At 44.9% G+C, this 25067-nt stretch carries 25 protein-coding genes and 1 pseudogene; 11 read left to right on the plus strand and 15 right to left on the minus strand.

Features of this window, described 5'->3' with window-relative positions:
- Positions 1-79: 79 nt before the first annotated feature.
- The 4 genes from AB6E30_RS09880 to AB6E30_RS09895 form a co-directional block, all read right to left on the minus strand.
- On the minus strand, positions 80-766 hold the full coding sequence (locus AB6E30_RS09880) for a DNA-3-methyladenine glycosylase I (protein ID WP_108185318.1): 687 nt from the start codon (positions 764-766) through the stop codon (positions 80-82).
- A gap of 83 nt (positions 767-849) precedes the next feature.
- A complete protein-coding gene (locus tag AB6E30_RS09885; RefSeq protein ID WP_102320853.1) occupies positions 850-1365 on the minus strand; it encodes an N-acetyltransferase in 516 nt (171 codons plus the stop codon).
- Positions 1366-1407: 42 nt separating this feature from the next.
- The gene (locus AB6E30_RS09890) at positions 1408-2034 is read right to left on the minus strand and encodes an HD domain-containing protein (RefSeq protein WP_372103405.1); all 627 of its coding nucleotides are present in this window, start codon (positions 2032-2034) and stop codon (positions 1408-1410) included.
- Between the two features lie 186 nt (positions 2035-2220).
- On the minus strand, positions 2221-2880 hold the full coding sequence (locus AB6E30_RS09895) for an HAD family phosphatase (RefSeq protein WP_017064987.1): 660 nt from the start codon (positions 2878-2880) through the stop codon (positions 2221-2223).
- 411 nt (positions 2881-3291) lie between these two features.
- Between AB6E30_RS09895 and AB6E30_RS09900 the strand changes: the two genes are divergently transcribed.
- Entirely contained in the window at positions 3292-4620 is a 1329-nt protein-coding gene (locus AB6E30_RS09900) for an anaerobic C4-dicarboxylate transporter (RefSeq protein ID WP_010432780.1), read from the plus strand.
- A gap of 105 nt (positions 4621-4725) precedes the next feature.
- Here the strand turns inward: AB6E30_RS09900 and AB6E30_RS09905 are convergent, their stop codons facing one another.
- From AB6E30_RS09905 to AB6E30_RS09925, 5 genes are all read right to left on the minus strand, one after another.
- Entirely contained in the window at positions 4726-5049 is a 324-nt protein-coding gene (locus AB6E30_RS09905; RefSeq protein WP_372103408.1) for a DUF4144 domain-containing protein, read from the minus strand.
- 31 nt (positions 5050-5080) lie between these two features.
- Positions 5081-5347, minus strand: coding sequence for a Txe/YoeB family addiction module toxin (locus tag AB6E30_RS09910; RefSeq protein ID WP_017061615.1), 267 nt, complete (start codon positions 5345-5347; stop codon positions 5081-5083).
- On the minus strand, positions 5337-5594 hold the full coding sequence (locus AB6E30_RS09915) for a type II toxin-antitoxin system Phd/YefM family antitoxin (protein ID WP_102456248.1): 258 nt from the start codon (positions 5592-5594) through the stop codon (positions 5337-5339). Before AB6E30_RS09915 ends, AB6E30_RS09910 begins: the two co-directional genes overlap by 11 nt.
- Before the next feature lie 186 nt (positions 5595-5780).
- Positions 5781-6572: a CLCA_X family protein gene (locus AB6E30_RS09920; RefSeq protein ID WP_372103411.1), complete on the minus strand. Its 792-nt coding sequence runs from the start codon at positions 6570-6572 to the stop codon at positions 5781-5783.
- A gap of 120 nt (positions 6573-6692) precedes the next feature.
- The gene (locus tag AB6E30_RS09925) at positions 6693-7382 is read right to left on the minus strand and encodes a flavin reductase family protein (protein ID WP_017061618.1); all 690 of its coding nucleotides are present in this window, start codon (positions 7380-7382) and stop codon (positions 6693-6695) included.
- A 233-nt stretch (positions 7383-7615) separates the two neighbouring features.
- Between AB6E30_RS09925 and AB6E30_RS09930 the strand changes: the two genes are divergently transcribed.
- The 3 genes from AB6E30_RS09930 to AB6E30_RS09940 all read left to right on the plus strand — a co-directional run bounded on the left by AB6E30_RS09930 (position 7616) and on the right by AB6E30_RS09940 (position 11338).
- Positions 7616-8947: a ferric reductase-like transmembrane domain-containing protein gene (locus tag AB6E30_RS09930; RefSeq protein ID WP_372103414.1), complete on the plus strand. Its 1332-nt coding sequence runs from the start codon at positions 7616-7618 to the stop codon at positions 8945-8947.
- Positions 8948-9086: 139 nt separating this feature from the next.
- Positions 9087-9494: a hypothetical protein gene (locus AB6E30_RS09935; RefSeq protein WP_017054885.1), complete on the plus strand. Its 408-nt coding sequence runs from the start codon at positions 9087-9089 to the stop codon at positions 9492-9494.
- A 470-nt stretch (positions 9495-9964) separates the two neighbouring features.
- Positions 9965-11338 carry a carbohydrate porin gene (locus tag AB6E30_RS09940; RefSeq protein ID WP_102320859.1) on the plus strand — a complete coding sequence of 458 codons (1374 nt, stop codon included), beginning with the start codon at positions 9965-9967 and terminating at the stop codon, positions 11336-11338.
- Positions 11339-11472: 134 nt separating this feature from the next.
- On the opposite strand, the gene AB6E30_RS09945 is transcribed toward AB6E30_RS09940, so the two are convergent.
- Complete coding sequence (locus tag AB6E30_RS09945; RefSeq protein ID WP_017061622.1) at positions 11473-12459, minus strand: LacI family DNA-binding transcriptional regulator; 987 nt, start codon at positions 12457-12459, stop codon at positions 11473-11475.
- Between the two features lie 234 nt (positions 12460-12693).
- Between AB6E30_RS09945 and AB6E30_RS09950 the strand changes: the two genes are divergently transcribed.
- From AB6E30_RS09950 to AB6E30_RS09960, 3 genes are all read left to right on the plus strand, one after another.
- Positions 12694-14133: a sucrose-specific PTS transporter subunit IIBC gene (locus tag AB6E30_RS09950; protein WP_017064972.1), complete on the plus strand. Its 1440-nt coding sequence runs from the start codon at positions 12694-12696 to the stop codon at positions 14131-14133.
- 195 nt (positions 14134-14328) lie between these two features.
- Entirely contained in the window at positions 14329-15288 is a 960-nt protein-coding gene (locus AB6E30_RS09955) for an aminoimidazole riboside kinase (RefSeq protein WP_372103416.1), read from the plus strand.
- Positions 15285-16730, plus strand: coding sequence for a sucrose-6-phosphate hydrolase (locus tag AB6E30_RS09960; protein WP_136974160.1), 1446 nt, complete (start codon positions 15285-15287; stop codon positions 16728-16730). The genes AB6E30_RS09955 and AB6E30_RS09960 overlap by 4 nt, the downstream gene beginning before the upstream one ends.
- Before the next feature lie 142 nt (positions 16731-16872).
- Here the strand turns inward: AB6E30_RS09960 and AB6E30_RS09965 are convergent, their stop codons facing one another.
- Complete coding sequence (locus tag AB6E30_RS09965) at positions 16873-18315, minus strand: N-acylglucosamine 2-epimerase (protein WP_372103419.1); 1443 nt, start codon at positions 18313-18315, stop codon at positions 16873-16875.
- A gap of 235 nt (positions 18316-18550) precedes the next feature.
- Here AB6E30_RS09965 and AB6E30_RS09970 point away from each other — a divergent pair, with 235 nt between their 5' ends.
- Together AB6E30_RS09970 and AB6E30_RS09975 are read left to right on the plus strand one after the other, a co-directional pair.
- Positions 18551-19093 (plus strand): DUF2975 domain-containing protein, encoded by a 543-nt coding sequence (locus tag AB6E30_RS09970; protein WP_029222378.1) that lies wholly within the window; start codon positions 18551-18553, stop codon positions 19091-19093.
- 10 nt (positions 19094-19103) lie between these two features.
- Entirely contained in the window at positions 19104-19337 is a 234-nt protein-coding gene (locus AB6E30_RS09975) for a helix-turn-helix transcriptional regulator (RefSeq protein ID WP_017076933.1), read from the plus strand.
- Between the two features lie 76 nt (positions 19338-19413).
- On the opposite strand, the gene AB6E30_RS09980 is transcribed toward AB6E30_RS09975, so the two are convergent.
- On the minus strand, positions 19414-20061 hold the full coding sequence (locus tag AB6E30_RS09980) for a glutathione S-transferase family protein (RefSeq protein ID WP_017076932.1): 648 nt from the start codon (positions 20059-20061) through the stop codon (positions 19414-19416).
- A gap of 117 nt (positions 20062-20178) precedes the next feature.
- Between AB6E30_RS09980 and AB6E30_RS09985 the strand changes: the two genes are divergently transcribed.
- The gene (locus tag AB6E30_RS09985; RefSeq protein WP_372103422.1) at positions 20179-21030 is read left to right on the plus strand and encodes a LysR family transcriptional regulator; all 852 of its coding nucleotides are present in this window, start codon (positions 20179-20181) and stop codon (positions 21028-21030) included.
- Positions 21031-21048: 18 nt separating this feature from the next.
- Here the strand turns inward: AB6E30_RS09985 and AB6E30_RS09990 are convergent.
- The 3 genes and pseudogenes from AB6E30_RS09990 to AB6E30_RS10000 form a co-directional block, all read right to left on the minus strand.
- Positions 21049-22035 (minus strand): annotated as a pseudogene (locus tag AB6E30_RS09990) (sigma-54-dependent Fis family transcriptional regulator); the annotation flags it as partial.
- Between the two features lie 238 nt (positions 22036-22273).
- Positions 22274-23011: an NUDIX domain-containing protein gene (locus AB6E30_RS09995; RefSeq protein WP_017061630.1), complete on the minus strand. Its 738-nt coding sequence runs from the start codon at positions 23009-23011 to the stop codon at positions 22274-22276.
- A 224-nt stretch (positions 23012-23235) separates the two neighbouring features.
- The gene (locus AB6E30_RS10000; RefSeq protein ID WP_017061631.1) at positions 23236-23637 is read right to left on the minus strand and encodes a hypothetical protein; all 402 of its coding nucleotides are present in this window, start codon (positions 23635-23637) and stop codon (positions 23236-23238) included.
- A 306-nt stretch (positions 23638-23943) separates the two neighbouring features.
- On the opposite strand from AB6E30_RS10000, the gene AB6E30_RS10005 reads away from it, so the two are divergent.
- Complete coding sequence (locus AB6E30_RS10005; RefSeq protein WP_017066506.1) at positions 23944-25026, plus strand: pyridoxal phosphate-dependent aminotransferase; 1083 nt, start codon at positions 23944-23946, stop codon at positions 25024-25026.
- The last annotated feature ends 41 nt before the right edge of the window (positions 25027-25067 follow it).

The raw sequence follows: 25067 nt of genomic DNA on the forward strand, positions 1-25067 counted from the left end.
CTTATTTGTTAATGACTTATAACATTTAGTTTGCAGGGAACTGTGTGCAATCTTGAGCTTTAAGCCATTTCTAATCCAACTAAACTCGATTATCGCCGCAGCTGTACGCCACGATCTGGCTGATTTCGCTCAGGCTACGACCTGACTGTTGCTGCCATTCGTTGAAGGCTTTACCCGCTGCCAGTTGTGCTCGCTTGGTGTTACGACCGCTATCAACCACGTCTGTGCTGCGTAGGTGTGCTTCAACATCTGATGACAAGATGAAGGTATCTTTACCCATTTGGCGCAGAGTGTAGGCACCAGTGTTACCGCCTAATCGCTTGCCGTGTTTCTTCAGATAATCCCAAAGTTCAGTGATACGTTCTGATGGCCAGTCGGCAACCATTTGTGAGAAGGAATCCGCCTCACGCTTAGCATTGTGGATCATGGTGGCATTGGCAGGGATGGTCATCACCTTAGTGAGGTGGCGAATAATGCGCGGGTCTTGCGCTTTTTGTTCCCACATTTCATTCGGCAGCATCAGCATTTTTTCGATATTGAATTCAAAGAACACTTCTTCAAATTGCGGCCATTTCTTCCTCACTACATTCCATGAAATACCACACTGGAATACTTTTTCAGTAAAGGCGGCTAGCCAACGATCGTCGGTGATTTGTGATAGCTCGGCTTGTGAAAGGGGCGCACGAATAATTTTTTCGAGTTCGGCCGCTCCGCCTTTGCGGTGAGCTGCACGTTGGTAAATAGTATCGAATTTTTCTTGAGTCATGAAGGTTCCAAATTACATCTGTGTATCTTGAGTATGTAGCCAATGCTTAATGATATGGGGTCAAATCTAGTAATTAAAACGAACTAGCTAAGCTTTAATTCCATTTGATATAGAGGCCAGGTTTTGCCATTGAATTCTTTGAACTTGGGTTCTTTGTCGACCACTTGAAAGCCAGCTTTGTCGTAGCAACGTTTTGCTCCGATATTCTGTTGAAAGACCGCCAAGCTGATGGTGGTGACATCAGGGATTTGTTTCGCAGCGTCTAATGCACTTTCTATCATGGATTGCCCAAACCCTTTGCCTCGTTGGTTTGGGTGAATGGCCACTCGGCAGAATCGAAGTTCACTGTCTGACATACGTTGAAACTCCATAAACCCGATCAGTTCTGAGTTATTGCCGTTCGAATTCAGTTCAGAGAGAGCACTAGACTCAGAGAAGGTATATAGCTCAACTTGAGGCTCTTGAGAGCGTTCGATGATGGAGGCGGCTTCTAACGGCCAACCAAAGGTTCGTCCGCCCCACAGTACATAGTCTTCGAGTGATGTGAACCAAGTGACGATCTCATTGGCATCGGAGGCTTTAAAGCGGTTTATTTCCATATCCTTGTCTCTTCCTTATCGCGTGTCTCTTTTTCTAAACCGCTAAACTTCCGTGCCCAACTGCTCAAGAAAGCCACGCATGTAATCGGTGCGCTTGTTGGCTTCTAACTTAGCGGATTCTGTATTCATGGTTTCAGCGAGCTTAAACAGCTTAACGTAGAAGTGGTCGACGCTGTAATGCTTGTCATCTAAGTCACGATGTTCAGCGAACGGGTCTTCGTGGTTATACAGTTCAGCGTTAAAGCTCTGACCCACATACAAACAGCGAGCGATACCAATTGCACCGAGAGAATCAAGGCGATCGGCATCTTGGACGATCTGAGCTTCTAAGGTTTCAGGTGTGATGTTGGCACTGTAGCTGTGCGTGACAATGGCATGATGGATCTCATCAAGATAGGACGCGGGGTAGTCGATAGATTTGAGGAAAGAGATCGCCTTGTCTGCTGCCATTTGTGAGCTTTGGGCTCTGTCTGGGTGATTCTTGGGAAAGGTGAAACAATCATGAAGGTAAGCGGCGGGCAGCACGACTTCAAGCTTAGCTTGTTCTTGAGCACACAAAGCCTTGGCGGTTTTGACTACGCGCTTAATATGGCTGATATCGTGCGCTGCATCTTGTGTCATCTCTTGCTGTGCAAAATCAAGCAGTTGGCTTTCAAATTTTTCTATCACGCGTCCCTTTCTCCATTATCAATATTGCTTCTCGATTTCCATCGTTTCACATCGACTGTAACAGTTTCTAGCGCGATTTTTTATCTTTTATAAAAGGAATACCCACAAAAAAAACCGACTCAGTGAGTCGGCTTAATAGAAAGGTTATTCTGTGTTGATTAAAGCGCTATTAACGGTAATCAGAGCTTATGCAGTGGCTTGTTGCAGCTGCGCCAATACATGATGCAGCGATGGGCTGATGGTGTGGCCAAGCGCTTTTACTTCTTCGCAAGGCTCAACCAAATCTGGAATTTGGAAGCTGATCATGTTGGCTGCCATTGATGCGCGAATACCGTTGTTTGAATCTTCAAACGCTAAGCAAGTTTCAGGTGCAACCCCTAGGCGTTCTGCCGCCAATAAGTAGATCTCTGGGTGAGGTTTGCCATGAGTCACTTCGCAGCCTGTGCTTAGTGAGGTGAAGTACGAATCTAGGCCAGCCAGCTCAAGCTTCTTCTTTGCGATATCAAGCTGAGTGGAGGTCGCTACCGCGATTGGAATGTCATTCGATTTTAGCCATTCAAGTAACTCAATCACGCCATCTTTTACCGGGATTGCTTGGTTTTTAACAATTGCACTGTAGCGGGTGCGCCATTCATTATTCAGCGCTGGGTAATCTAACCCTTCACCGTAACCATTTCGAAAAATCTGTTCGATGGTTTTTGCGTTACAACCAATGATGCCTAGGTAAACATCCTGCAAAAACGGAACACCTTGCGCATGACATGCTTCTTCAAAAACTTGCATACAAAGTCGCTCGGTGTCGAGCAGCAGCCCATCCATATCAAAAATAGCAGCTTGAAAATTCATATCCGTGGTTCTTAATGTGTTGTCATCGTGAGGGCGGGTATTTTGACATAGTGTCTAGTGATAGGCGAGTCAACGTTCAGTAAGAATATATCCAATCGGCTCGGCAATATGCTTCTGCATGACTTTAAATGTGATTGATTGTGGTTGAGATAATATCGTTCAGTTATGAGCCTTGTGTTTTATAGGCCATCCAGATCTAACAGAAACAATTATGATTATTCCACATAACAAATCTAGCTTGTGCGTCTGGCTTCTTATTACATTTCATAAACTTACAGGTCGGTTTACGTGACCATAATCTTATAAAAAACAATTACCGGGAGCCTGCAATCATAGTGTGACCAAGCAATAAGTAAATGGCTGAGCTTAGGGAGAAAATAACATTAGTCCACATTTTTAGCAGGGTTGCTTATGTTGTATTTTGAGTTTCTATTTTTATTAGTCGTCCTTTATATCGGATCTCGGTATGGCGGTATTGGCTTAGGTGTTGTTTCTGGTATTGGTTTGGTTATCGAGGTGTTTGTCTTCAAGATGCCACCAACGTCTCCACCTGTCACCGTGATGCTGATCATCCTCGCCGTTGTTACTTGTGCTTCGATTCTCGAAGCGGCAGGTGGTTTGAAATACATGCTGCAAGTGGCGGAAAGGGTGCTTAGAAAGAACCCGAAACGCGTTACCCTGATAGCTCCGTTCGTGACTTACTCGATGACTTTCTTATTGGGTACTGGCCACGCGGTTTACTCCATCATGCCGATCATTGGCGATGTTGCACTGAAGAACGGTATTCGTCCTGAGCGTCCAATGGCGGCAGCGTCAGTTGCGTCTCAACTAGCTATTACCGCATCTCCAATTTCAGCCGCTGTGGTGTACTACCTCGCGCAGCTTTCTGATATTCAACATTCTATTACTCTGCTTTCCATTTTGATGGTGACGGTACCTGCAACCTTATTTGGTACGTTTTTGCTTTCTTTGTACAGCTTGAAACGCGGCAAAGAACTGAATGACGATCCTGAATACCAAGCTCGTCTAAAAGATCCTGAGTGGAAAAAGCGTATCGAAAGCACTACTGCGACGTCTTTGGATGAAGTGCTGCCAACCTCGGCTCGTAATGCGGTTTTGATTTTCCTATTGTCGATTGTGGTGATTGTTATCGTGGCGATGGTGCCTGAGATCAGAACCATCGTTGACGGCGACAAGCCAATCAAGATGTCGGTGATCATCCAAATGATGATGCTCTGCTTCGGCGGTATCATTTTGCTGGCGACTAAAACTGACCCACGTGATGTGCCAAACGGCGTGGTATTCAAATCGGGTATGGTGGCGGCGATTGCTATCTTCGGTATCGCTTGGATGTCGGATACCTACTTCCAATACGCAATGCCTCAGTTCAAGTCTGGCATCGTGGAAATGGTGACCAACTACCCATGGACGTTTGCACTAGCGCTATTCATTGTATCGGTTGTGGTGAACTCGCAAGCCGCTACTGCACGTATGATGCTGCCTGTTGGGCTTGGATTAGGACTAGACCCAGCCCTGCTTATCGGCTTGATGCCAGCGGTTTACGGCTACTTCTTCATCCCGAACTACCCATCAGATATCGCAACAGTAAACTTCGATGTTTCTGGCACCACCAAGATTGGTAAGTGGTACTTCAACCATTCATTCATGTCGGTTGGTTTGATCGGTGTCGTGGGCGCATGTTGCTTAGGCTACGCACTGGCACAGATTTTTATCGCTTAATGTATTAGCTTTCTTTGAGATAGCTAAGACAACAAACAAAAACAGCGCCTAAATTGGCGCTGTTTTGTTTTAACAGGTTTCGTTTATTAGCTTTCAGGAGAGCTATTAACGTGGCTCAAAAGCCAGCGACTGAATTGCTTCTTCAATCGTTAGGAAGTGGATCTTCATCAGGCACACTTCAGCTTTTTGAAACTCGTGGTTTCGAATCAGCTTGGTCCCGCTTTCTACTGAATATTGCTCAGGCCGTTTCGCTAGAGACAGTTGATTTGATATCGATTGAAGTGCGTAGCTGTTACCCTCTGAATCAATGAGGTAATCATCTTCACCCAAGATCATCTCTGAGCATTCTGCTTGAAATTCGTGTTCGGATGCGACGTAAATAAGCTCATCATCACCGTCGAGTTTTACCAAAGATGGCCAACTGATCATTACTGCCCTTTCTATGTGCTGCTTACTGCTTTTAATAGTGGTGACGACAAGCAATTATATAAAAGTTATCGTCATCTGCTTTATACACTAATCGATTCTTGTCATCGATTCGTCTTGACCAAAAGCTAGACAGGTTGCCGACTAGTGGCTCCGGCTTTCCAATCCCTTCAAAGGGCGTTCTTTTGGCGGCTTCAATCAACTTATTTAGTTTCTTGAGCGTTTTCTTGTCTTGGGTTTGCCAGTATAGGTAATCTTCCCAAGCATTATCTGTAAATACAATCTTTCGATCATTCGTCATTATTCAATTCTCGAACGGTTGTATTTCCGACTTCGAGTTGAGCAATAGATTCAGCCAATCTTTCAGCGTTTTTAGGCGAGCTCATTAGGTACAAGGTTTCTTGCATTGAATTAAAATGATCAAGAGACATGACCACTGCATCTTCTGAATCTCGTCTGGTTATTACCGTAACATCAGAATCGTCTACCACTCTATCGAGCACAGACTTAAGGCTATTTCTGGCCTCAGTAAAAGAAACAATATTCATCACTTATTTACCCTGTTGTTTTTGGATATGTTTAATCTTTCTATATACACAGAATAGTTAATCATTCATGAATTAACTATTCTACATGTTCCGCTTGTTGTACATGTTATATCAGAGCTTACACATGATCAACTTATGGTACATGTCATTCATTGTAAATATGCAGAGAGTTACTGACTCAAAATGCTATTTACTCAAAGATCGGCCTAATGGTGCGAAGTAACCTTGCAGGGCTTGGTATATCTGTTCTCGGTGCGCCATATCAGGATACACGGGGTACATATCAGGCTTGGTTGTGCCATCCACTAGATAAGCGTTCTTGATATCGGAACACGATTCAATCACGGATTCAAAAGCGCGCGCCATCATCTCTGTGGGTAGTGAGAAGTAACGGGCAGACATCGCTTTGTCGGCAATCACACTGCGAGCCACATAATCGTGTTTGTCCGAGTTATTGTCGCTAAGCAGTGTGGCATCAAACAGAGACATCAAACTTTCGTTTAATGGATGAGGTCGCACCGTTCTATCGTGCAACCAACAGTCGCTGGCGAACAGGATCTGCTTGCGAGGGCCAGAGGTATCGCCGATTTCAAACGCTTTCTCAGCGATATAGTGGTCAAATGCATGCCAAAACTCGTGAGCGAGCGCGCCAGCTCCGGCATTCTTCGCGAGGGCTAATTCTCGTTGGTTCGGGGCATAGTGTGCTTGTACGCCTTTTCTGCCGCCACTGCCGAACGCTAAGCCTAATGTGCCGCGAAGGCCAATCGCTTCTGGTGGCAAAGCCAAGATGTAAGCCAAGTCGGCTAGCGAATCGAATATCAGGTTTGCGGCCAACTCTTTTTCTTCTTTCGTCACCCAAGCACCCACACGAATGCTGCCCATACCGAAGGTTTGTTTGATGTCCATGAATGACACCTGATCGCCATGTCGGTAGTCTGGGCCTTCGCGCGTTTTGTATTTAAAGTGAGTTAACTTCAAAAGGGTCCTTGGAAACAGACGTAAGAATGAATAGTGTGCTCAGTGAGATGCGCCTGTGTGAGATGCATCTCTTGGAATTAAAGGACGTTAGCACTTTTGATAGCAAATTGCCGAACAAAATTAGTTTAGATTGAGTTCGAAAGCTTCCCATGAAGTTGGGTTACCTTCACGAGTGAGTGGAAAGAGTGGCTGTTGTGGTTTTGCATAGCTTAATCGGTGCAGTCTTTGAGTTACGTGGTAGCTATCAAGCCCTGATACCGTGACCAAATCCAACGCTTCTAAATCAAGGTAGCCATCCGGCATCACGGCGCGTTTGGGTGCGTGAATCGTTATAACTTCACCGATCAACATTTGCGTTTGATTGCTTTCGATTGTTATCTGTTCTTTGAACGCTAACCCTATCTTTAAACTGCTCTCCAAGACGAAGGGAGCGGGGAATGTGTCGTCATAATAGGCCGTTAAGCCGACCGCGTTGAATTCTGAGACTGGTTTAGGGTAGCGAGCCGAGGTTTGATGGGCCTTTTTAACAAAGTCAGCACCAATGCTGTTAACGGTGAAGTACTTAGTTTCTAGGATGTTTTCTAGCGTATGACGTCGGCTTTTATCTGGGCGAACAATAAAACCAAGCAGCGCGGGATCAGACCCTAGGTGAATGACAGAGCTCACTATCGCAAGGTTTTCAAGCCCCTGTTTATCACAAGTACCAATTAGGTTGGCGCTTTTAAATCCAGATAGGGAGTTAACCAAACGAATGCGGTGGCGCGGGTCCATTGTTTGGATATCTTGTTTAGAAAGGGTCATGTCCTTCATATCTTCTCTTCTTCTCATTTATTGTTATCTTCGAGCATGCTCACTAACGGACTTATATGTACGAAGAATCCGCTTTTATCGATCAAAGAGCGCTTATTGGCCGTGGGCAGTTTGTCTCTTTTATCTCTGTTACAGCACAATGAACGAGATCCTTTGCATAGATTTACGTACGTTGACGTCCCTTTACATCACAGGAGCTAAAGTAATGATGTCGTCTTTATGAGTGTTAACAAATGAAAACAGTCCGCAATATCATTTGGGCAATGATTGCCACAATGTCAGCCTTTTGGTTTGCGATGGAACCGCAATTATTCGCTTCAAGCGATGTCTTTGAATGGCGCTCAGCCATGATTCAGTACTCAGGTATTTTGTCTCTGGTGTTAATGTCCATCACAATGATCTTGGCGATGCGTTTGCCTATGGTTGAGAATTGGCTGAAAGGTATGGATAAAGCATATCGAGTCCATAAATGGCTCGGTATCGGTGGTGTTGCACTGGGTGTGACACACTGGTTGTGGTACCAAATACCTAAGTCATTGGTGGTGTCTGGTGTGTTAGATAAGCCTGTTCGACACGATGGTTCAGGGCCGCAAGCTGTTTTGACTGGATGGGAGTTATGGGTCAATGAATTACGCGGTATTGCTCAGAGTATTGGCGAGTGGGGCTTCTACTTGTTGCTCATTTTACTGGTGGCGTCACTATGGGCGGCAGTGAAGTACAAACCGTTTAAATTGTCGCACCGTCTGATGTCGGTTGCGTACCTGTTTATCGCTTTCCACTCAGTAATCCTGCTTAAACGAGCGTATTGGGGAGAACCTATTTATTATCTAACTGTGGCATTTGCTTTGGCTGGGTCTATCACAGCGATTTACAGTTTGTTGGGCTTGGTTGGGCGTCGTAATCGTCACTCAGCGAAGATTATCTCGACTCGCTATTTTCCACAAGCTGAAGTGATGGAGCTGGTGTTAAAACCGGAGGCATCTTGGCAAGGTCACAAAGCTGGGCAGTTTGCGTACTTGCGTTTCGGTAATGAAGACCCGCATCCGTTTACCATTGTTTCTGGCAGTGATGATCCAGAGCTGCGCTTTTTGATCAAAGAGCTGGGTGATTTTACTAATGGCCTATATGAACGAGTGAAAGCGGGCGATGCGGTTACGGTTGAAGGACCCTATGGTCGACTTTATTTTGACCTAAGCAAGCCACAAATTTGGATTGCTGGTGGTGTCGGGATAGCGTCGTTTTTTGCAACACTTGAAGCGCTCAAAACAGAACGAGATCATCCTCGTATTCAACTGTTTTATTGTACTCGCGGTGTTGATAAGCAATTAATCGATGAGTTGTGGCACCTAGCACACGCGGTTGGTGTGAAGTTGACCGTGATAGATACCTTGCACTCACCGCGGCTAAACGCCGGAAGAATTGTCAATCAATGTGGCGACCTCAACGAGTACGAGATGTATTTCTGCGGGCCGGAGTTGTTCTCTACATCACTGAAAAAAGAATTAGACACCTATCAATTTGATATTGAAAAGCACTACCACGAAGAGCTGTTTGTGATGCGTTAAAGCCAACTATTGGAGCTGTGATTGTTAAATTAGTCAATCGGCACAGTGTAAAAAGGCGTAAAGTCACTCAATTTGTTATTGCAGCGGTTTGCTATTGAGCGATACCATATAGGGCTGTTTCTTTGGTAAAGATGTAATTATGTCAGATGAAAAACTCGCACTCGAATGGATGCGCCAACAAGCTCATAAAGTTGACCCATACGTTATCGATCCATCGTTTGATGAATGCGTTGAGTTGCTTGATCCTGCCTTCAAGAAAGGCAAGAGTGTTGCTCAACTCAAGTATCTGTTATCAGAAGCAGATCGCCGAGCGGGCGCGGCAGAACGTAAGCATGCGGCTTTAAAATACGCCAAAGAGAAAAGCCCAAATGCTGGTCAAATCTTGCGACTGCAAAGCAAGCTTCAACAAGTTCAGTTGGCTCTCAAGCTTGCCACTGGCGATAACAATATGACCATATCTCAGTTCTGTGCGGAGTACGATGTCTCTAAGCGTGACGGCAATACGGCATGGAATGAAAAGTTGGTGGAGCAGGGTAAGAGAAAGTAGTCTTTTAAACGCTTTATTCTTCTATAAACTGTCACGTTAGTTAATGTCATACACTTTTCAAAAAACGACCTATTGTTATCAATGAACGCCTTTCTAAAGCCTGAAAAATCGCTTCTCAGGCTTTAATTTTTATAGCCAACCTGTTGCATTTTTTAGCGCCTTTCCTAATTCTCGTACTGGATTTTCTCTCTATTTTTCTGAGATATCTAATGTGCGCGATACACTATTTTTCGCCCATTAATCAATTTCACTTGTGACAAAGTTATCAGAATTATGCATTTTCGGTAACGTTCCCGAAATTATCGATCTATCATCCACTCAGATACAAAAGTGAAGTAATCAACACGACTGATTTCTATTTCTTCTTCGATATAGAGCTTATACATCAAAAGTATAAGCCGAAATGTGCTTACGAATTGTTTTGGGAACGTTTGCAAATAATCCAAAACAATTAACGTGAGAACATCAGAATGAAACGACACATTTTAGCGGTTGCTGTAACAATGGGGCTAATGACTACATCGGTATTAGCAAGTGAAGACGTTGCAGCATTAGAGCAACGTATTAATGAATTAGAACAAAGGGTTGCACAAACAGAGCAGGTCTCTACCGAGGCCAATGAAAAGGCTTCTTCGTTTGAGTTTCACGGCTATGCTCGCTCTGGGTTATTGATCAACGACGACCTAAACGGCGCGACAGGTACTGGTCCTTACATGACAGCGGCGGGTGCCATTGGAGCTCCAATTGGACGTCTTGGTGTTGAAGATGATCATTACGTTGAAGCGAACTTGATTCATAAGCGATTTGCAGACGATGGCTCTAGTGCTTTGTTTCGTATCATGTTAGCCGACAGTACTGAAACAAATAACGAATGGACAGCCAGTGAAAGCCAGTTGAATGTACGACAAGTGTATTCAGAACTGAACCGTCTGAGCATGTTCTCTGAATCTGAAGCGTTTTCTGAAGCAACGTTTTGGGCGGGTAAACGATTCGATCGCGACAACTTTGATATTCACTTTTTCGATTCGGATATTGTCTTCTTATCAGGTACTGGTGCGGGCGTTTATGACGTTCAGATGAGCGACAACTGGAAAGCGAATTTCTCTATTTATGGCCGAGATTTTGGTGAGATTGATAGCTCGTCAACAGATGTAGAAAACTACATTGCAACCATGAATAACCGTATTGGCCAATGGCAAGTGATGTTGAGCGGTATGACCTCAGCAGACAACGATAGCCGCCTAAATGGCGCAGCTGAAAGCGGTGTACACGCAATGTTTGCGTACCATGGAGACAACTTCTTTGGTCTGAGCGAAGGCTTCTCTAAAACGGGTATGTTAGTGGGTAGTGGCCTAGGTGCAGAGCTAAAAGGCATCGGTTCAAATGGTGATCTACTGGATGACGCGAAAGCCGTTCGCCTGTTTAGCTACGGTGTCACTCGCATTGGCGACAACTGGCGCTTAGCACCTGCATTAATGGCAGAGCATAGCCAAGACCGTTTGAAGAAGAATGACGAGTTCACATGGGCTTCTTTAAACGTTCGATTAGCTCAAGAGTTCACAGAGAACTTTGAGATGGTTTACGAAGGTTCATTGCAATACATGGATTTAGACAACTCGACAGAGCAAGCGAGCGGCGGTTTCTACAAAGCGACAGTTGCACCAACACTCAAGCTTTCAACTAGCACTGGTTTCTTTGACCGACCAGAACTGCGTTTCGCTGTGAGCTATGTGGATTGGAGTGAAGACCTAAATGGTTACTCGATCAGCACTGAAGCAGATGCTGCAACGATGGGAGAGGGCGGCGAGGTTCTGTTTGCACTGCAGATGGAAACTTGGTTCTAATTGCTTGATATATCGTTTAGATAGAGAGTGTTACTCATGATGTGATAGTCGCATCAGCAAATGCCAACCTTATCGTTTCAACTCGAAGGTTGGCATTTTTTATCTTGGGATAACCTGATCTCTGAAATAAATCGCTAGCAAGACTCTCGGTCAATAGTGGTGAAGGTCAACACCATCTTGCTCATTTCAAAGCCTTTTTTCTCAATACGGTCGAGTAGCAGCTTGGCTCCATTTTCTCCCGCTTTATCAAACGCATAGTTAAACGTAGACAGCGTTGGTGTGCATACTGAAGCGAGCTCATCGTCACCTACACCGAGCACCAATATATCCTTTCCTGGAACGAGCCCCGCTTCCTGAATGGCTCTGATCGCACCGATTGCGATACGGTCAGTGGCGCAGAATAGGCCGTCGAGCTTGGTGTGCTCCTTGAGATACTGCTTCGCCAGTTGGTAACCTGATTCTATGGTGAAGTCGCCACGGGCGTGAAATTGCAGTGTGAGGTCGTTAAATTGAAGCGATTGAGCGAAGCCTTCCGATCTCATCTTATCAACCGCAATATCATCACCTTGCACACCGATGAATCCCATATGCTTACAAGCTTTCGCTATGAGGCGATTGCCCGCTTCAAACCCTACGCGAGTGTCGTCGTGCACAATGCTTGGGATGTTAAACATTGACCCGTCTTGACCAACCAATACCACGGGTACGGCAGAGCTTTGAATCGCTTTGACTAATTGGTTGTCGAGGTGGGTCGCGTACAGGATGATACCTTCAACACGCCTCTGGTTAAATATCTGAATATATTCAAGTTCTTTATGGTGTGTTTGGTGTGTGCTCGCTAATAATACATGCTTGCCCGCTTGCTCTAATACGGCGGTTAAACCATCGACACCCTGAGAGGTGGCATGGGAAGAAACCCTAGGAACAATCACGCCAACCAGGTTGGTTTTTTGGGACTTTAAGTCTTTAGCGACTTGGTTTGGGAGATAGCCACACTCTTCAACCGCTTTACGCACCTTCACCTTGGTCGCGTCTTTTACGCCATACTCATCATTGATTACTCTTGAAACCGTCGACTTGGAAACTCCAGCGAGACGAGCGACATCATGAAGACTAGCCATTATTCATTATCCAATTGTAATTTTAGTTTTGGGATTGTTTGCAAACAGAGCATCAAATTTACCTGTTATTAGGGGATTTTAACCCTGTCTTCTTATCCTAGGGAGATAATTTGAAGATCATTCTCACACTATTGAGCAGTTATCTTTGATCATTTGTTATTTGTAGGCAAAAATTTGTTTTGCAAACGTTCCCGAAAATTCAAAAGCTCAAATGATAATCCAATGGGGTATGTAATGAATTATCCAAAAATAGCAAAAGAGCTGCTTTCTCTATTAGGTGGTAAAAGTAATATCACCGCACTCGCACACTGCGCGACTCGTCTGCGTCTTGCGGTTGCAGACCAAGATAAAATTGATGAACAGGCGATTGATAACCTAGAAGGGGTTAAGGGCCAGTTTAAAGTGGCAGGTCAATATCAGATCATCTTTGGCTCAGGCATCGTAAACCAAGTTTATGCTGAGTTGGCTAAGCTGACTGAAATGACGGAAATGTCGACCAACGATGTGGCGTCTGCAGGTGCTGACAACCAAAATATCCTGCAACGCGCGGTGAAAGGCCTGTCTGATATTTTTGTACCAATCATTCCGGCGATTGTTGCTGGTGGTTTGTTGATGGGTATCTACAACCTATTGACGGCTCAAGGCTTATTCATTGATGGCAAATCTTTAATCGACGCTAATCCGGGTTTGACCGACTTAGCAAACATGATCAATACATTTGCTAATGCTCCTTTTGTGTACTTACCTATTTTATTAGCATTTTCAGCGAGTAAGAAGTTTGGTGGTAACCCATACCTTGGCGCGGCTTTAGGTATGTTGATGGTTCACCCAGACTTGCTTAACGGCTGGGGCTTCGGTGGCGCATCAGTGTCGGGCAGCATTCCGGTTTGGAACATTTTAGGTTTCGAAATCGAGAAAGTAGGCTATCAAGGTTCAGTACTACCCGTTCTTGTTTCTGCGTTTATTCTAGCGAAAGTTGAGCTTGGGCTGCGTAAAGTTATTCCTTCGGTTCTGGATAACTTGCTAACGCCGCTATTGGCGATTTTCATAACTGGTTTGTTAACATTCACGATTGTTGGTCCATTTACTCGTGATATCGGCTTCCTGCTTGGTGACGGCCTAAATTGGTTATACAACAGTGCTGGCTTCATTGGCGGTGCGGTGTTTGGTTTGATTTATGCGCCGTTTGTTATTACTGGTATGCACCATAGCTTTATTGCTATTGAAACTCAGCTGCTTGCGGATATCGCAACGACTGGCGGTACGTTCATCTTCCCTATCGCGGCGATGTCTAACGTGTCACAAGGTGCAGCGGCACTGGCGGTTGGTTTCATGAGTAAAGATAAGAAAATGAAAGGTATCGCGATTCCTTCTGGTGTGACTGGCTTGCTTGGTATTACTGAACCTGCAATGTTCGGTGTGAACTTGAAGCTTCGCTATCCATTCATTGCTGCGGTTTGTGCCGCTGCGATTTCAAGCGCGTTTATCACGATGTTCAATGTGAAAGCACAAGCACTGGGTGCGGCGGGTATTCCTGGCATCATCTCAATATCACCAGAAAAGATTGGCTACTACGTGGTAGGTATGATTATCGCGTTCGTGACTGCCTTTGCTCTGACCGTTGTTTTAGGTCTGCGCGAGCGCAGCAAGCAAAACATTAAAGCAACAGCTTAACGTTTCTCCCTAGAAGTGAAGCCCCCCTTTTCACTTCATTTCCTAAGCTTTGGGGTGCTAGCTAGGTGATTTGGCTTAGCTAGCCTTTTTATATTTTTACATGACAGCGTGAAGTGTCACCTTGCTTTTGGTTGCTACTGCTTTCGATTGCCATCGCTTTCGGTTGTCATGATTTTCAGTTTTAAGGTAAGAAAGATGAATCAAGTTTGGGTAACTGGAGACGCCGTCGTCGACCTCATTCCGGAGACTGACGCGACATTATTGAAATGTCCGGGCGGTGCGCCTGCTAATGTCGCGGTAGCGATTTCTCGCCTTTTAGGCAAAAGCGCATTTTTTGGCCGAGTGGGTAACGATCCGTTTGGCACTTTTATGGAAGTGACTCTGCAAAAGGAAGGTGTGAATACCGAGCGTTTGGTGAAGGACCCTGAACAACGCACGTCAACCGTGGTGGTCGATCTTGATGACCAAGGCGAGCGTAGCTTTACGTTTATGGTGAAGCCAAGTGCCGACCAGTTTATGTCTGTTGCAGACATTCCCGAATTTAAGAAAAACGAGTGGCTACACGTCTGCTCGATCTCTTTGGCTAATGAACCAAGCCGAAGCAGTACCTTCGAAGCGATCCGACGTATGAAAGCCGCGGGCGGTTACATCAGCTTCGATCCAAACCTTCGTGATGAAGTGTGGCAAAACCCATCTGAAATTAAGTCTGTGGTCATGAAAGCGGTTGAATTGGCTGATGTGGTTAAATTCTCAGAAGAAGAACTGAATTTCTTAACCGATTCAACTTCGATGGAACAAGGTTTGGCTAACATTGCAGATCTTAACAACACGCTTGTTCTGGTTACGCAGGGCGCGAAAGGCGTTTGGCGAGTATTTGAAAACCAAGGTGTGTTGATTTCAGGTCGCTCAGTGACGCCAGTGGATACCACGGGTGCAGGCGATGCTTTTGTTGGCGGTTTGCTTGCAAAGCTTTCTCAAGATGATGAGTGGAACAATCAACAAGTCGTCGATTCTGCAATTCAGTGGGCGAATGGGTGTGGTGCACTGGCGACCACGCAAAAAGGCGCAATGACCGCACTTCCAACGCAAGAAGCTCTTACTCAGTTTATTCAAAAAGACTCTTCAAATACGAATGCCGTAGAGGAGAGTGTATGAGTTTGAACTCGAACTGGACAGTAGAGCAAAGATATCGCCGTATAGAAGATATTTCTCTAGAGAGTATTGATGCGATGGTAGAGCTTCGCAAACAAGACTCTGGCTATCCAAGCTACCATATTGCGCCTAAGTTTGGTCTGCTTAATGATCCGAATGGTCTGTGTTTCTTTAATGGTGAACACCACCTATTTTACCAATGGACGCCAGTTGGCCCCGTCCATGGTATGAAGTACTGGTACCACCTTTCTACCAAAGACTTCGTTCATTTCGAAGACCACGGCATTGGCTTGCACCCAGACCAAGATTACGACTCTCACGGTGTTTACTCTGGTGGTGCATTGGTTGAAAACGACAATGCATTGTTGTTTTTTACAGGTAACAAGCGCGATGGAAATTGGTTGCGAGTGCCAACTCAATGTTTTGCCAAGATGTCTGCTGACGGCAAAATAGAAAAGCACGGCGTGGTTATCGAAAACGATCACTACACCGAACATTTCCGAGACCCAAAAGTGTGGAAACAGGGCGGCGATTATCTGATGGTTGTGGGTGCTCAAACGCCTCAAAATACTGGCTCTATGGCGCTATATTGCAGCCGAGACCTGATGAATTGGCAGCACAAAGGTCCAATTCAAACTCGTTACAACAACCTTGGCTATATGTGGGAATGCCCAGATTTCTTTGAAATAGAGAATCAGTCGGTGATGCTGTTTTCTCCACAAGGTGTATCTAGCGAAAATCCATACGATTTCAAAAATATCTACTCGGTGGCTTATATCGTCGGTGACCGCTTAAATCTCGATTCGGTAGAACTGGAAAACCACCAAGATATTGCGCAGCCAGATTATGGCTTCGATTTCTATGCACCACAGACTTATTTAGATGATACAGGCCGCCGTATTCTGATTGCTTGGATTGGTCTGCCTGAGATTGATACACCATCTAATGAGTATCAGTGGGCGGGCATGTTGTCGTTACCACGCGAACTTCAAATCCAAGATGGCTATCTTGTTCAGTCTGCTTTACCTGAATTGAAAGCGCTACAGGGTGAAGCTGTGGTGGTTGAAAATGCTCTTGAATTGGATACAACCAGCTTCATGGTTGAGCTCGAAACTGATACTGACGAGTTTGAGTTTACACTTGCTAACGTTGCGGGTGATAACATCGTGTTCAGTGCTACAGAAAAGGAGTTCATGCTTGATCGCAGTAAGATGTCTCAGCTCTACGCGGAAGAGTTTGGCTCAGTGAGAAAAGCACCGAGGTTGAGCACCAAGCAAACCATCGAGGTTTATGTTGATAAGTCAGTGATCGAAATCTTTATCAATGGCGGTAAGCACACAATGACCAGCCGTTTCTTCATTGATGACTTGAGTTCATTGTCGATGACTGGTGACGTGAACACCGTTTATCACTCGATGAACCCAATTAAAGGGTTGGACAACTAACCTCCGCTTATCTCCATCAAGAAAGCCGCTGATCAACAGCGGCTTTTGTTTGGTCTGCGACATCACTATTGTGCTAACTCTTTGACCTTGTCCATTCCCCGTAGCCCTGAATCTCAAGTCCATTTAGAACAAACAACCAACGCTAAGGTCGAATGTTATTGAAACTGACCTTCTGCGTTCCGTCATCTTTATTCAATAGCTCCACCACATCGCCTTGATAGTAATACGGTTCCATTGGCATCTCGCTGTTGGTCGGCCTTGCGTAATGCAATACTGCTGGCTTCGCGTCAACTTGCTGTGCGTATAGATAGCCAATCAGCGCATGTTCAAACTGGTGATAACCGTTGCCCCAATGGAAAGCTTTGGTGCGTTTTGGGTCAAGCCCGACACCGCCGTATTTATGGTCGACCCATACATCATGAAAAGTGGGTAGGGTGTATTGCAGGACGTCTTTCATTGAATCATCGACAAGTGAAACCGTCATTGCTGCTTGATCAAGCTCCGCCCATTCCCATGATGAAGCCCAATTTGTGTTTGGTCTGCTTTGCCAGCCAGTTATCTCTTGTCCTTTCCACGCTTTCTGAAGTTCTTCGCCATAATATTGGGATACACTCACGAAATTTTTCTGATATTGCGCATGAACGAGAGTGTGTTTCATCCCTTTGATGCCAAACTCTTTCCATTCAGAGTTATTCAATGTTTGGCCTGTAAGGTAAGTCATCCAATACGCTTTGATGGTGTGCCCAAAATCGTTGTGATTAGCATTCGGCATCTTGGCGGCTTTGCTGTGAATGGCCCCGTAGAAGCGTTGTTCATCTTCAGAGTGGTAGTGCTCGACCATGGTTTGTGTCAGCCAACTTAGATCATCAAGCCATCTTGTCTTGGTGGGCTCTTTTAGCAGGGGAGCGACTAACAGCATGTAACCGTTAATTTGATCAAGTTGCGCGACTAATTCACGTCGTGTGGCTTTTCCATCTTCACCGTCAGCAAGTACCCAAGCAAGACCACTGTTGTCGCTAAGTCGATATTTATCAAAGATAAAAGCTTGTTGTGCGATGAGTGCTTCTTCTACCTTTTTGTCTTGGGTCAGGTAGTAGTACATAGCAAGGCCAACCAGTGCGTACGCTTGATCTTGAGAGGTACGTTGCTGCCAATTCTGACTTGCTTTGCCCTCTTTTGTGTAGCCAATAAAGCCACCATTTTTCTTATCTTCTAGTTGATCAATGAGGTAGTAGGCGCCTTGCTTGGCAAGCGCTAAAGCCTGTTTGTCTCCGGTAAGATGGTAGAGCACGCCATAGGCATAAGTTTGACGTGATTTCATGCGCGTAAACTCTTTGCCGAAGTGGGGAGTGATCCAGCCTCTGTCTAATTCAGGACACACATCAGAAACATCGAGCAAGGTACCGTCATCACAACGAAACGTCGGGAAGTTGCCTATTGGTTCTCCTTGCGCGCTAGGCATTAGCCAATAAGGTGCCAGCCCTTCAGAGGCATGATTGATCCAGTCTTCTCCAGTGGGAAGGGTGACATTGGCAGATACGGCCAAGCTGGCCACGCTGAGTAATGCGATCGTTGCTCGTAACATGATGTTTATCTTAATGATTTGAGTTTCGTTGAATATAAACAATCGCATCTGCACATTGTGATTCGGTGATCACAATCGACCAAATTATTGCAGCTTCAATGAAAAATTATTTCGGTTATAAGTTCTTATGGAAATTGCAATTCAACAATAAATTATCGATAAACGATAATTTATTGTTGATCATCATTTGTTTTGATCTTAGTATTCCGTCGTCAACTCAACAGGAATACTAACTATGTCTAACATCCAAAAACAAAGCCGACGTGTGCGATTACTACTGCAGTCCTTTCTCGCACTCACTCCGATTATGGTGTGCTACTTCTGGCTAACCATTGAGACTCCCTATGACTTTATAAGTGCAACGGGTCTTTATTATTACGACATCGGGCATCTCACGATGTTGCCGCTGTCTATGACAACAAGAACGGTTGCTGCGTTCACCAGTTTAGCGATGTCCAGCATCCTTATGTACGCACTAATGGTTCTGATTCGTTTATTCCGTAATTATGAACGAGGCGAAATCTTCTCTTTGGAAAACGCAATGTCCTACCAGAAGCTTGGGTATAGCTTGTTCTATTGGGTATTAGGTTCAGTTATCTATAGTTCATTGATGTCAGTGATTCTATCGTTCAATAATCCCCCAGGCGAACGTATCTTGGGGATTAGTTTTGTAGGTATGGACTTTTTAACACTGATATTGGGTATAATTATTTTGATCATCTCATGGGTGATGAAAGAAGGTTATATTCTGGCTGATGAGCACAGCCAAACGATTTAAAGGACTTGTCATGACTATCCGCATTAATTTAGACATTATGATGGCAAAACGAAAAATGCGATTGAAGACATTGGCAAAAGAGGTTGGTATTACAGAAGCCAACTTGTCAGTATTAAAAAATGCTAAAGCAAAAGCCGTGAGGTTATCGACACTCGACAAACTGTGTGAGGTTTTAGAGTGCCAACCTGGTGATATTTTGGAGTTTGAACCGAATGATCACAGCGCCCCTGTTGCCAAAGAATAGTCTTTAAAGAAATCGCTTTCTAACCGCCTAATATAAAATGAGTCTCGATGCTATATCGAGACTCATCGCTATCTACTTATACCGGCTTGCCCGCCTCATCTTCTTCAACCACATCGGTTTCTAAGCTTGCCTCTGCTAGCCATTTTTGTATTGATGGGCTGTTAAGCACACGTTGTTGATACTGCGATGCTTTTTCTGAAAGCTGGATGCCATAGGTTTCTGCGCGTAATGCCACAGGTGCAAACATCGCATCGGCAATCGACCATTCACCAAACAACCATCCTTCAGGGTATTGTTCAATCTGCGTCGACCAAATGGCATCGATACGAGCGATGTCTTTCAAGGCGTCTTCACTGAGTTTTAGCTTTCGTTGTGCGCGGCAGTTCATCGGCATTTCATTTCTGACGGCAAAAAATCCAGAGTGCATCTCGGCGGAAATTGCTCGGGCATGGGCGCGTTCTTTCACTGAGCTAGGCCACGCTGCACCGTTCAAGTGGGCGTCGTTAACGTATTCGAGAATGGCCAATGAATCCCACACCGCAACGTCGCCGTCAACTAAGGTTGGAACCTTAGCCGTTGGCGTCACTTTCGCCAGAGTGTCGTAAAAATCAGAGGTGAATAGCTTGAGCTTGATGACTTCTGCATTGAGGTTGTAGTTATCGAATATCAGCCATGCACGCAGTGACCAAGTTGAGTAGTTCTGGTTTCCAATATAAAGCTGCATCGTTGCTTCCTTGCGTTTAGTGGGTATGCTTTGAGCCTAGGGGCATGCATTTGAGCTTAGGGGATTGTATTGCGGCGCACTAACGGATAATTTTGATGCAATACATTAATAAAAACGATGGGTGGTGATTTCAATATGGATATTGATGCTTTGCGAGGTTTTCTCGCGTTTGTGGAAACCAGTAGTTTCACACGTGCAGCGAAACAGATAAATCGCACCCAATCGGCATTCAGTGCTCAGATGCGTAAGTTGGAAGAAGAACTCAACGTCACTCTTTTCCAAAAAGAAGGGCGTAACTTAATACTCACTGAAGCAGGTTTGGCGCTGCGTTCTCATGCCGAACAGTTAGTCGCCCTTCACAATACAGCCCTCAAGCAAGTAAAGCGTTACGAAGACAAACAACCTCTACGACTCGGCTGCCCTGAAGACTACAACGACACCATTCTGCCGAAAGTCATTCGCCTGTTACAGCAAGCAGAGCCTACGTGCTCAATCCAAATATTCAGCCTGCCGAGCATTACGCTCAGAGAGTGGTTGGATGATGGCCGTTTAGATGCGGCGATTGTCACTCGAGCGCCCGACAGCGAAGAGGGTTATTGGCTTACACATGATGTGGGTGTTTGGATAAGCAGCTCTGACTATGCGTTTGATAGCTCCAAGCCTGTTCCATTAGCCTTGTTTCAAACGGACTGTAAATATCACGCTGCAGCAGTGAATGGTTTAACTAAGCAAGGTACGCCTTATCAGTTATTGGCGTGTAGCAATACCGCTTCGGCGCAGCGAGCGATCGTTAAAGCCGGATTAGCCATTGGTGCGATGGGTAAGCTCAGCGTGACTCCAGATTTGAGAATCCTCGATGATATGCCACCGTTGCCTTCGGTCGATATTGTGCTGATCCTAGCGACCAAGCATCACCCGGTATTGGATAAAGAAGTGCTCAATCAACTTGTGGAGTTGGATTCTGATTAGCTTAGATTCCTTTTCCTACTATAGAATCCCCAAGCTCTTTAGCTTTCGGTAAATGGTATTGCGGCTGATACCGAGTATTCTCGAAGTCTTACTTATGTTGCCTTGGTTGGCTTGATAAGTTTGCAGCAAGGTTTCTTCAACGGTGCTTCTTAAATCGTTACTCGCTGTACCTTTGATGGCATTAGGAGTCATTAGCTGATGCTGATTATCGTGTGCTAATGACGTGAGATGTTGAGCAAGGTGGCTGGGCACATGCTCGAGTGTGAGTTGGGGTTCATCACTTGCTAATAGAGCAGCAACCTTAAGTAAGTTGTCTAATTCGCGGATATTACCCGGCCAAGAATAGGCGCACAGTAAGCTCATCAAGTGCGGGCAGATTGTCTGTTCGTCTTCGGCGTATTTACGATGAATGTGCTCGATTAAAGCGTGCTTGTCTTGTCGGTGTTGTAGGCTTGGCAAGGTGAAGGCTAAGCCATTGAGTCTGTAATACAGGTCTTGCCTAAACTCACCTGTTGCGACTAACTGCTCGAGGTTTTTGTGAGTGGCAGCGATGATCTGGCAATCGACTTGGTAGCTTTGATTGGAACCAACTGGCACCACGGATTTGTCTTGCAGAACATGCAGCAGTCGGCACTGAGCTTCTAAAGGCATGTCGGCGATCTCATCTAGAAATAGAATGCCTTTATCCGCTTGACGGATCTTACCTTGGAATCCTTTGTGACTCGCGCCAGTAAAAGCCCCCGGTGCGTAGCCAAACAGTTCTGATTCGATTAGATCCTTCGGTAGTGCTCCACAATTCACCGCCACTAAGGGGGCCGATTTACGTTGGCTTTGCTTGTGTAACGCTTTAACAAACTCCCCCTTGCCGACGCCTGTTTCTCCTAGGATTAATAGGCTAATCCCTTTATCGATAACCTTATTGGCCTGCTGCCAAGCGTGTTCTATCTGTTGTTCACCATGGTGTAAATCACACGATGCTGAAATGGAGCGCGTGCGTTTGGTGGTTACAAGAAGTCGGGTATCGGCCGTGAGACACATAAGATGATGCTCGATCACTACCAAAACACTAAGAACCTATTAATTAGCTACGATACTAATCCGTTAGGCTTTTTCTAAAATAGATAGGTTCTAGAACAGTCTAATTAGGAAGTTACTAGCAACGAGATGGCTTAAACAATATAAGTAAAATGAAAAGCAAAACGCCAAGTTCTTATGAGCTTGGCGTTTTTATGTTTGAATCGCTTTAGTTTTTCGAAAAGAAGATCTCTGGCTTATGGTTCGGGCCATAGTTGCCTTCTAGTTGGGTAAGTTCTAATCCTTGTTTGCCTATCAAAGAGCCGACCAATTGGCGGTTAAACGGGTAGCTGTCGGGGTTGTTAATATATTCTTCAACATCTATCCATTTAGCTTCTGCAATTTCATCAGTGTCTTGAATCGCAATTTCTTGAGTTTGAGCGATAAGGTGACAAATAAAGTAGAGGTTTGATTTACCGAATTGATACGGGTGTCTTGTCGCCATGCCAACCACTGAAACGAACGTTGCCTCGATACCGGTTTCTTCCAAGGTTTCTCGAACCACGGATTCTTCAATGCCTTCACCCAACTCAATATGACCGCCCGGTAATTTGTAACCCGTCATGCCGTGCTCTTTGATCATCAGAACTTGATTGTGTTCGTTAGTGATTAACGCACCAGCACCCAAGGTGTGGGTCGGAATGAAAGGCACAAACTCTACAATCTCGGATTTGTGGATCAGCGTAATCTCGTCTTCTAAGCAGTTGTGAAACACAAAGCCAAGCTCAGTCGCCACCGGAATAAGGTGCGAGAGTGAAATAGGTAAGCTAATCCAAATGATGCCTTTGTTATTCTGCTTTGAAAATTCGGTGATCTCGCTGAGTTCGGCATTGAATGAGTCAACATCGTGAGGGGCTGTTGCTGGGTCAATGATGATGCCGTTAAATTTGTCGAGCGTAAATTCCACGGGTGATCCTTTATTATTTTGATTTATTGGGCGTCGAGCATGGTCTGAGCTTATCGTATCTAAAGAGCTTATAACACCTTGAGAGCAAGGGCAGCAGTGAATCAAAAGTAGGCAATGCAGTTTATGTCGAACGGGTCGGGATAAGTGGAGGGTGTTGCTAGAAACAAAAACTGCGCTTGGAAGCCAAAGCGCAGTTTTAAAATGAGGTTTATTGCAGTTCGATTTTAACGAATATAGTTCGCGTTAATACTCACGTACCAGTGTTGAAGCTTGCCATCAGATTTCTTGATCCACAAATCGTTGGTGTAGCTATCAATCTTGCCGTTAACCGTAAGGTTGAATGTGTTCTCGTCGAATTCGCCAAGCTTCACGAACTGGTCCGTGGTAATCAGGAATGGGTCCATGTCGTCTACACCAACCACATCTGAAATCACATAGTAGTGGTAAGTCAGCGGCTTGCTCGCATCATTCGGGTTGCTGCGATACGCAACAAGCTTGAATGGTTCCGTTAATGGAACGTCGAGCGTTTGCTTGTCCATGGTCGCTGGAATTGGAATAAACAGCCAAGCGGTAAACAGACCGCTCAATAAAACCATCAGGAAGAAAAGAGTCTTAATTGCTTTCATAGCAACCTTCAAAATATGGGGGATGTTAATGGGGCTATGGTAACTAGGGAGAGTAAAGATGCAAGCTCTGTTATTACCCTATCTTATCTCAGCTTAATCTAGCGCAAAGAAAGCGGTTCGGTTAACTCGAAATGTAAACACGAGTGCTTAACTCTTGATTATGGCTTAAGAGAATTCGTTATTTGAACCAATCTTGGTTTTTAACCAGTCTCTCGAAACAAGGCGAAGAACTGTCGCGAAATGACCTATATAGATAAAATTCAGTACGATAAGAATAGCGCATGAATATTTTTTGAGCGTTTTCTTATGCATTTAAATCCACGGTTAAGTGGCGAATACCATTCTTATGTCGATCACTCATTTCGTATCGATTGTTCACTTGGCTCCAATCCATTTGGCGCACCAGAAATTCCTGAACATGTGATCAAAGATATTATCTACGGTATTGATAAGTACTATTGCCACAGGGAGCTTTCGGAGCTGACTTATCTGACTCGCCAGTTTATTGGGATTGAAGATTGTCGTATTACGTACACCACGGGCTCTCTTGGGGCGCTAGAACTTATCTTCAATAAACTTATCGATCACAACAATCGCACCATGATAGGCATTGGCCCTCAGTTTGTTGAAGCAGTATCAGAGTTCACTTTGGTGGGCGGGAAGTACCAGTCCATCAACATGTTTGATTATCAAAACGAGTCGGATCTGTTCGGTGTGTTGGCATCAAAAATAAGCAGTCAAAATCCTGCCTTGGTGTATATCGATAATCCCAACAACCCAACGGGTCGAATCTACGACAGAGCTTATCTGGTCGAGATAGCGAGAGTATGTGAGCGTTCTGGCGCTATTTTGATTGTCGACGAGGCATATGGTGAATACCTGACTCCTGAACAGTCTATGCTCGATCAAACCTTGGTCTTGGACAACTTAATAGTTTTACGAACCTTTTCTAAGGGCTTAGGCCTTGCAGGGATTCGACTCGGTTACTTAGCCAGCAGTGAAAACCTGACTTCTGCAATCGAGGCTGCGGTGAGTGTGTTCACGCCGACTTACCCTTCAATAAAAATCGCATCGGCGACCTTACCCAATGCGAAACACTTCTTAGAAATGAACCGCAGCAAAACTGAATACTTTAAGCAGCAAATGATCGGCTTGTTGTCTGTGCACGATATTGAAGTGGTTGGAACGTCAATATCGACGCCCATTATGTTGCTGAAAAAAACAGGAACTAACCTTTCAAAGCTATTTGAGAGTATCGGTATTAAGACGTGCTCCGGTGTCGATTTTGCAATTACGTGCGACGCGATGACTGAAGAGTATGTTCGATTACGAATTGTTGGAAATGATGTGGATTTAGAAGCGTTAAAGCAGCGTATTCAGCAGTTATAAAAGCAACCGTTATAAAATCATCAGGCATTAAAAAGCCCGCA

Source organism: Vibrio sp. 10N.247.311.12 (assembly GCF_041467515.1).
GTDB classification, from domain to species: Bacteria; Pseudomonadota; Gammaproteobacteria; order Enterobacterales; family Vibrionaceae; genus Vibrio; species Vibrio crassostreae_C.

What these genes read in the sequence shown, in the direction of transcription:
- AB6E30_RS09955 (WP_372103416.1), top strand. Translation starts at nt 14,329, where the DNA reads ATGAATCAAGTTTGGGTAACTGGAGACGCCGTCGTCGACCTCATTCCG.
- AB6E30_RS09940 (WP_102320859.1), top strand. Translation starts at nt 9,965, where the DNA reads ATGAAACGACACATTTTAGCGGTTGCTGTAACAATGGGGCTAATGACT.
- AB6E30_RS09895 (WP_017064987.1), bottom strand. Translation starts at nt 2,880, where the DNA reads ATGAATTTTCAAGCTGCTATTTTTGATATGGATGGGCTGCTGCTCGAC.
- AB6E30_RS09910 (WP_017061615.1), bottom strand. Translation starts at nt 5,347, where the DNA reads ATGACGAATGATCGAAAGATTGTATTTACAGATAATGCTTGGGAAGAT.
- AB6E30_RS09930 (WP_372103414.1), top strand. Translation starts at nt 7,616, where the DNA reads ATGAAAACAGTCCGCAATATCATTTGGGCAATGATTGCCACAATGTCA.
- AB6E30_RS09945 (WP_017061622.1), bottom strand. Translation starts at nt 12,459, where the DNA reads ATGGCTAGTCTTCATGATGTCGCTCGTCTCGCTGGAGTTTCCAAGTCG.
- AB6E30_RS09950 (WP_017064972.1), top strand. Translation starts at nt 12,694, where the DNA reads ATGAATTATCCAAAAATAGCAAAAGAGCTGCTTTCTCTATTAGGTGGT.
- AB6E30_RS09960 (WP_136974160.1), top strand. Translation starts at nt 15,285, where the DNA reads ATGAGTTTGAACTCGAACTGGACAGTAGAGCAAAGATATCGCCGTATA.
- AB6E30_RS09900 (WP_010432780.1), top strand. Translation starts at nt 3,292, where the DNA reads ATGTTGTATTTTGAGTTTCTATTTTTATTAGTCGTCCTTTATATCGGA.
- AB6E30_RS09970 (WP_029222378.1), top strand. Translation starts at nt 18,551, where the DNA reads ATGTCTAACATCCAAAAACAAAGCCGACGTGTGCGATTACTACTGCAG.
- AB6E30_RS10000 (WP_017061631.1), bottom strand. Translation starts at nt 23,637, where the DNA reads ATGAAAGCAATTAAGACTCTTTTCTTCCTGATGGTTTTATTGAGCGGT.
- AB6E30_RS09925 (WP_017061618.1), bottom strand. Translation starts at nt 7,382, where the DNA reads ATGAAGGACATGACCCTTTCTAAACAAGATATCCAAACAATGGACCCG.
- AB6E30_RS09975 (WP_017076933.1), top strand. Translation starts at nt 19,104, where the DNA reads ATGACTATCCGCATTAATTTAGACATTATGATGGCAAAACGAAAAATG.
- AB6E30_RS09885 (WP_102320853.1), bottom strand. Translation starts at nt 1,365, where the DNA reads ATGGAAATAAACCGCTTTAAAGCCTCCGATGCCAATGAGATCGTCACT.
- AB6E30_RS09985 (WP_372103422.1), top strand. Translation starts at nt 20,179, where the DNA reads ATGGGTGGTGATTTCAATATGGATATTGATGCTTTGCGAGGTTTTCTC.
- AB6E30_RS09915 (WP_102456248.1), bottom strand. Translation starts at nt 5,594, where the DNA reads ATGAATATTGTTTCTTTTACTGAGGCCAGAAATAGCCTTAAGTCTGTG.
- AB6E30_RS09980 (WP_017076932.1), bottom strand. Translation starts at nt 20,061, where the DNA reads ATGCAGCTTTATATTGGAAACCAGAACTACTCAACTTGGTCACTGCGT.
- AB6E30_RS09935 (WP_017054885.1), top strand. Translation starts at nt 9,087, where the DNA reads ATGTCAGATGAAAAACTCGCACTCGAATGGATGCGCCAACAAGCTCAT.
- AB6E30_RS09880 (WP_108185318.1), bottom strand. Translation starts at nt 766, where the DNA reads ATGACTCAAGAAAAATTCGATACTATTTACCAACGTGCAGCTCACCGC.
- AB6E30_RS09905 (WP_372103408.1), bottom strand. Translation starts at nt 5,049, where the DNA reads ATGATCAGTTGGCCATCTTTGGTAAAACTCGACGGTGATGATGAGCTT.
- AB6E30_RS10005 (WP_017066506.1), top strand. Translation starts at nt 23,944, where the DNA reads ATGCATTTAAATCCACGGTTAAGTGGCGAATACCATTCTTATGTCGAT.
- AB6E30_RS09965 (WP_372103419.1), bottom strand. Translation starts at nt 18,315, where the DNA reads ATGTTACGAGCAACGATCGCATTACTCAGCGTGGCCAGCTTGGCCGTA.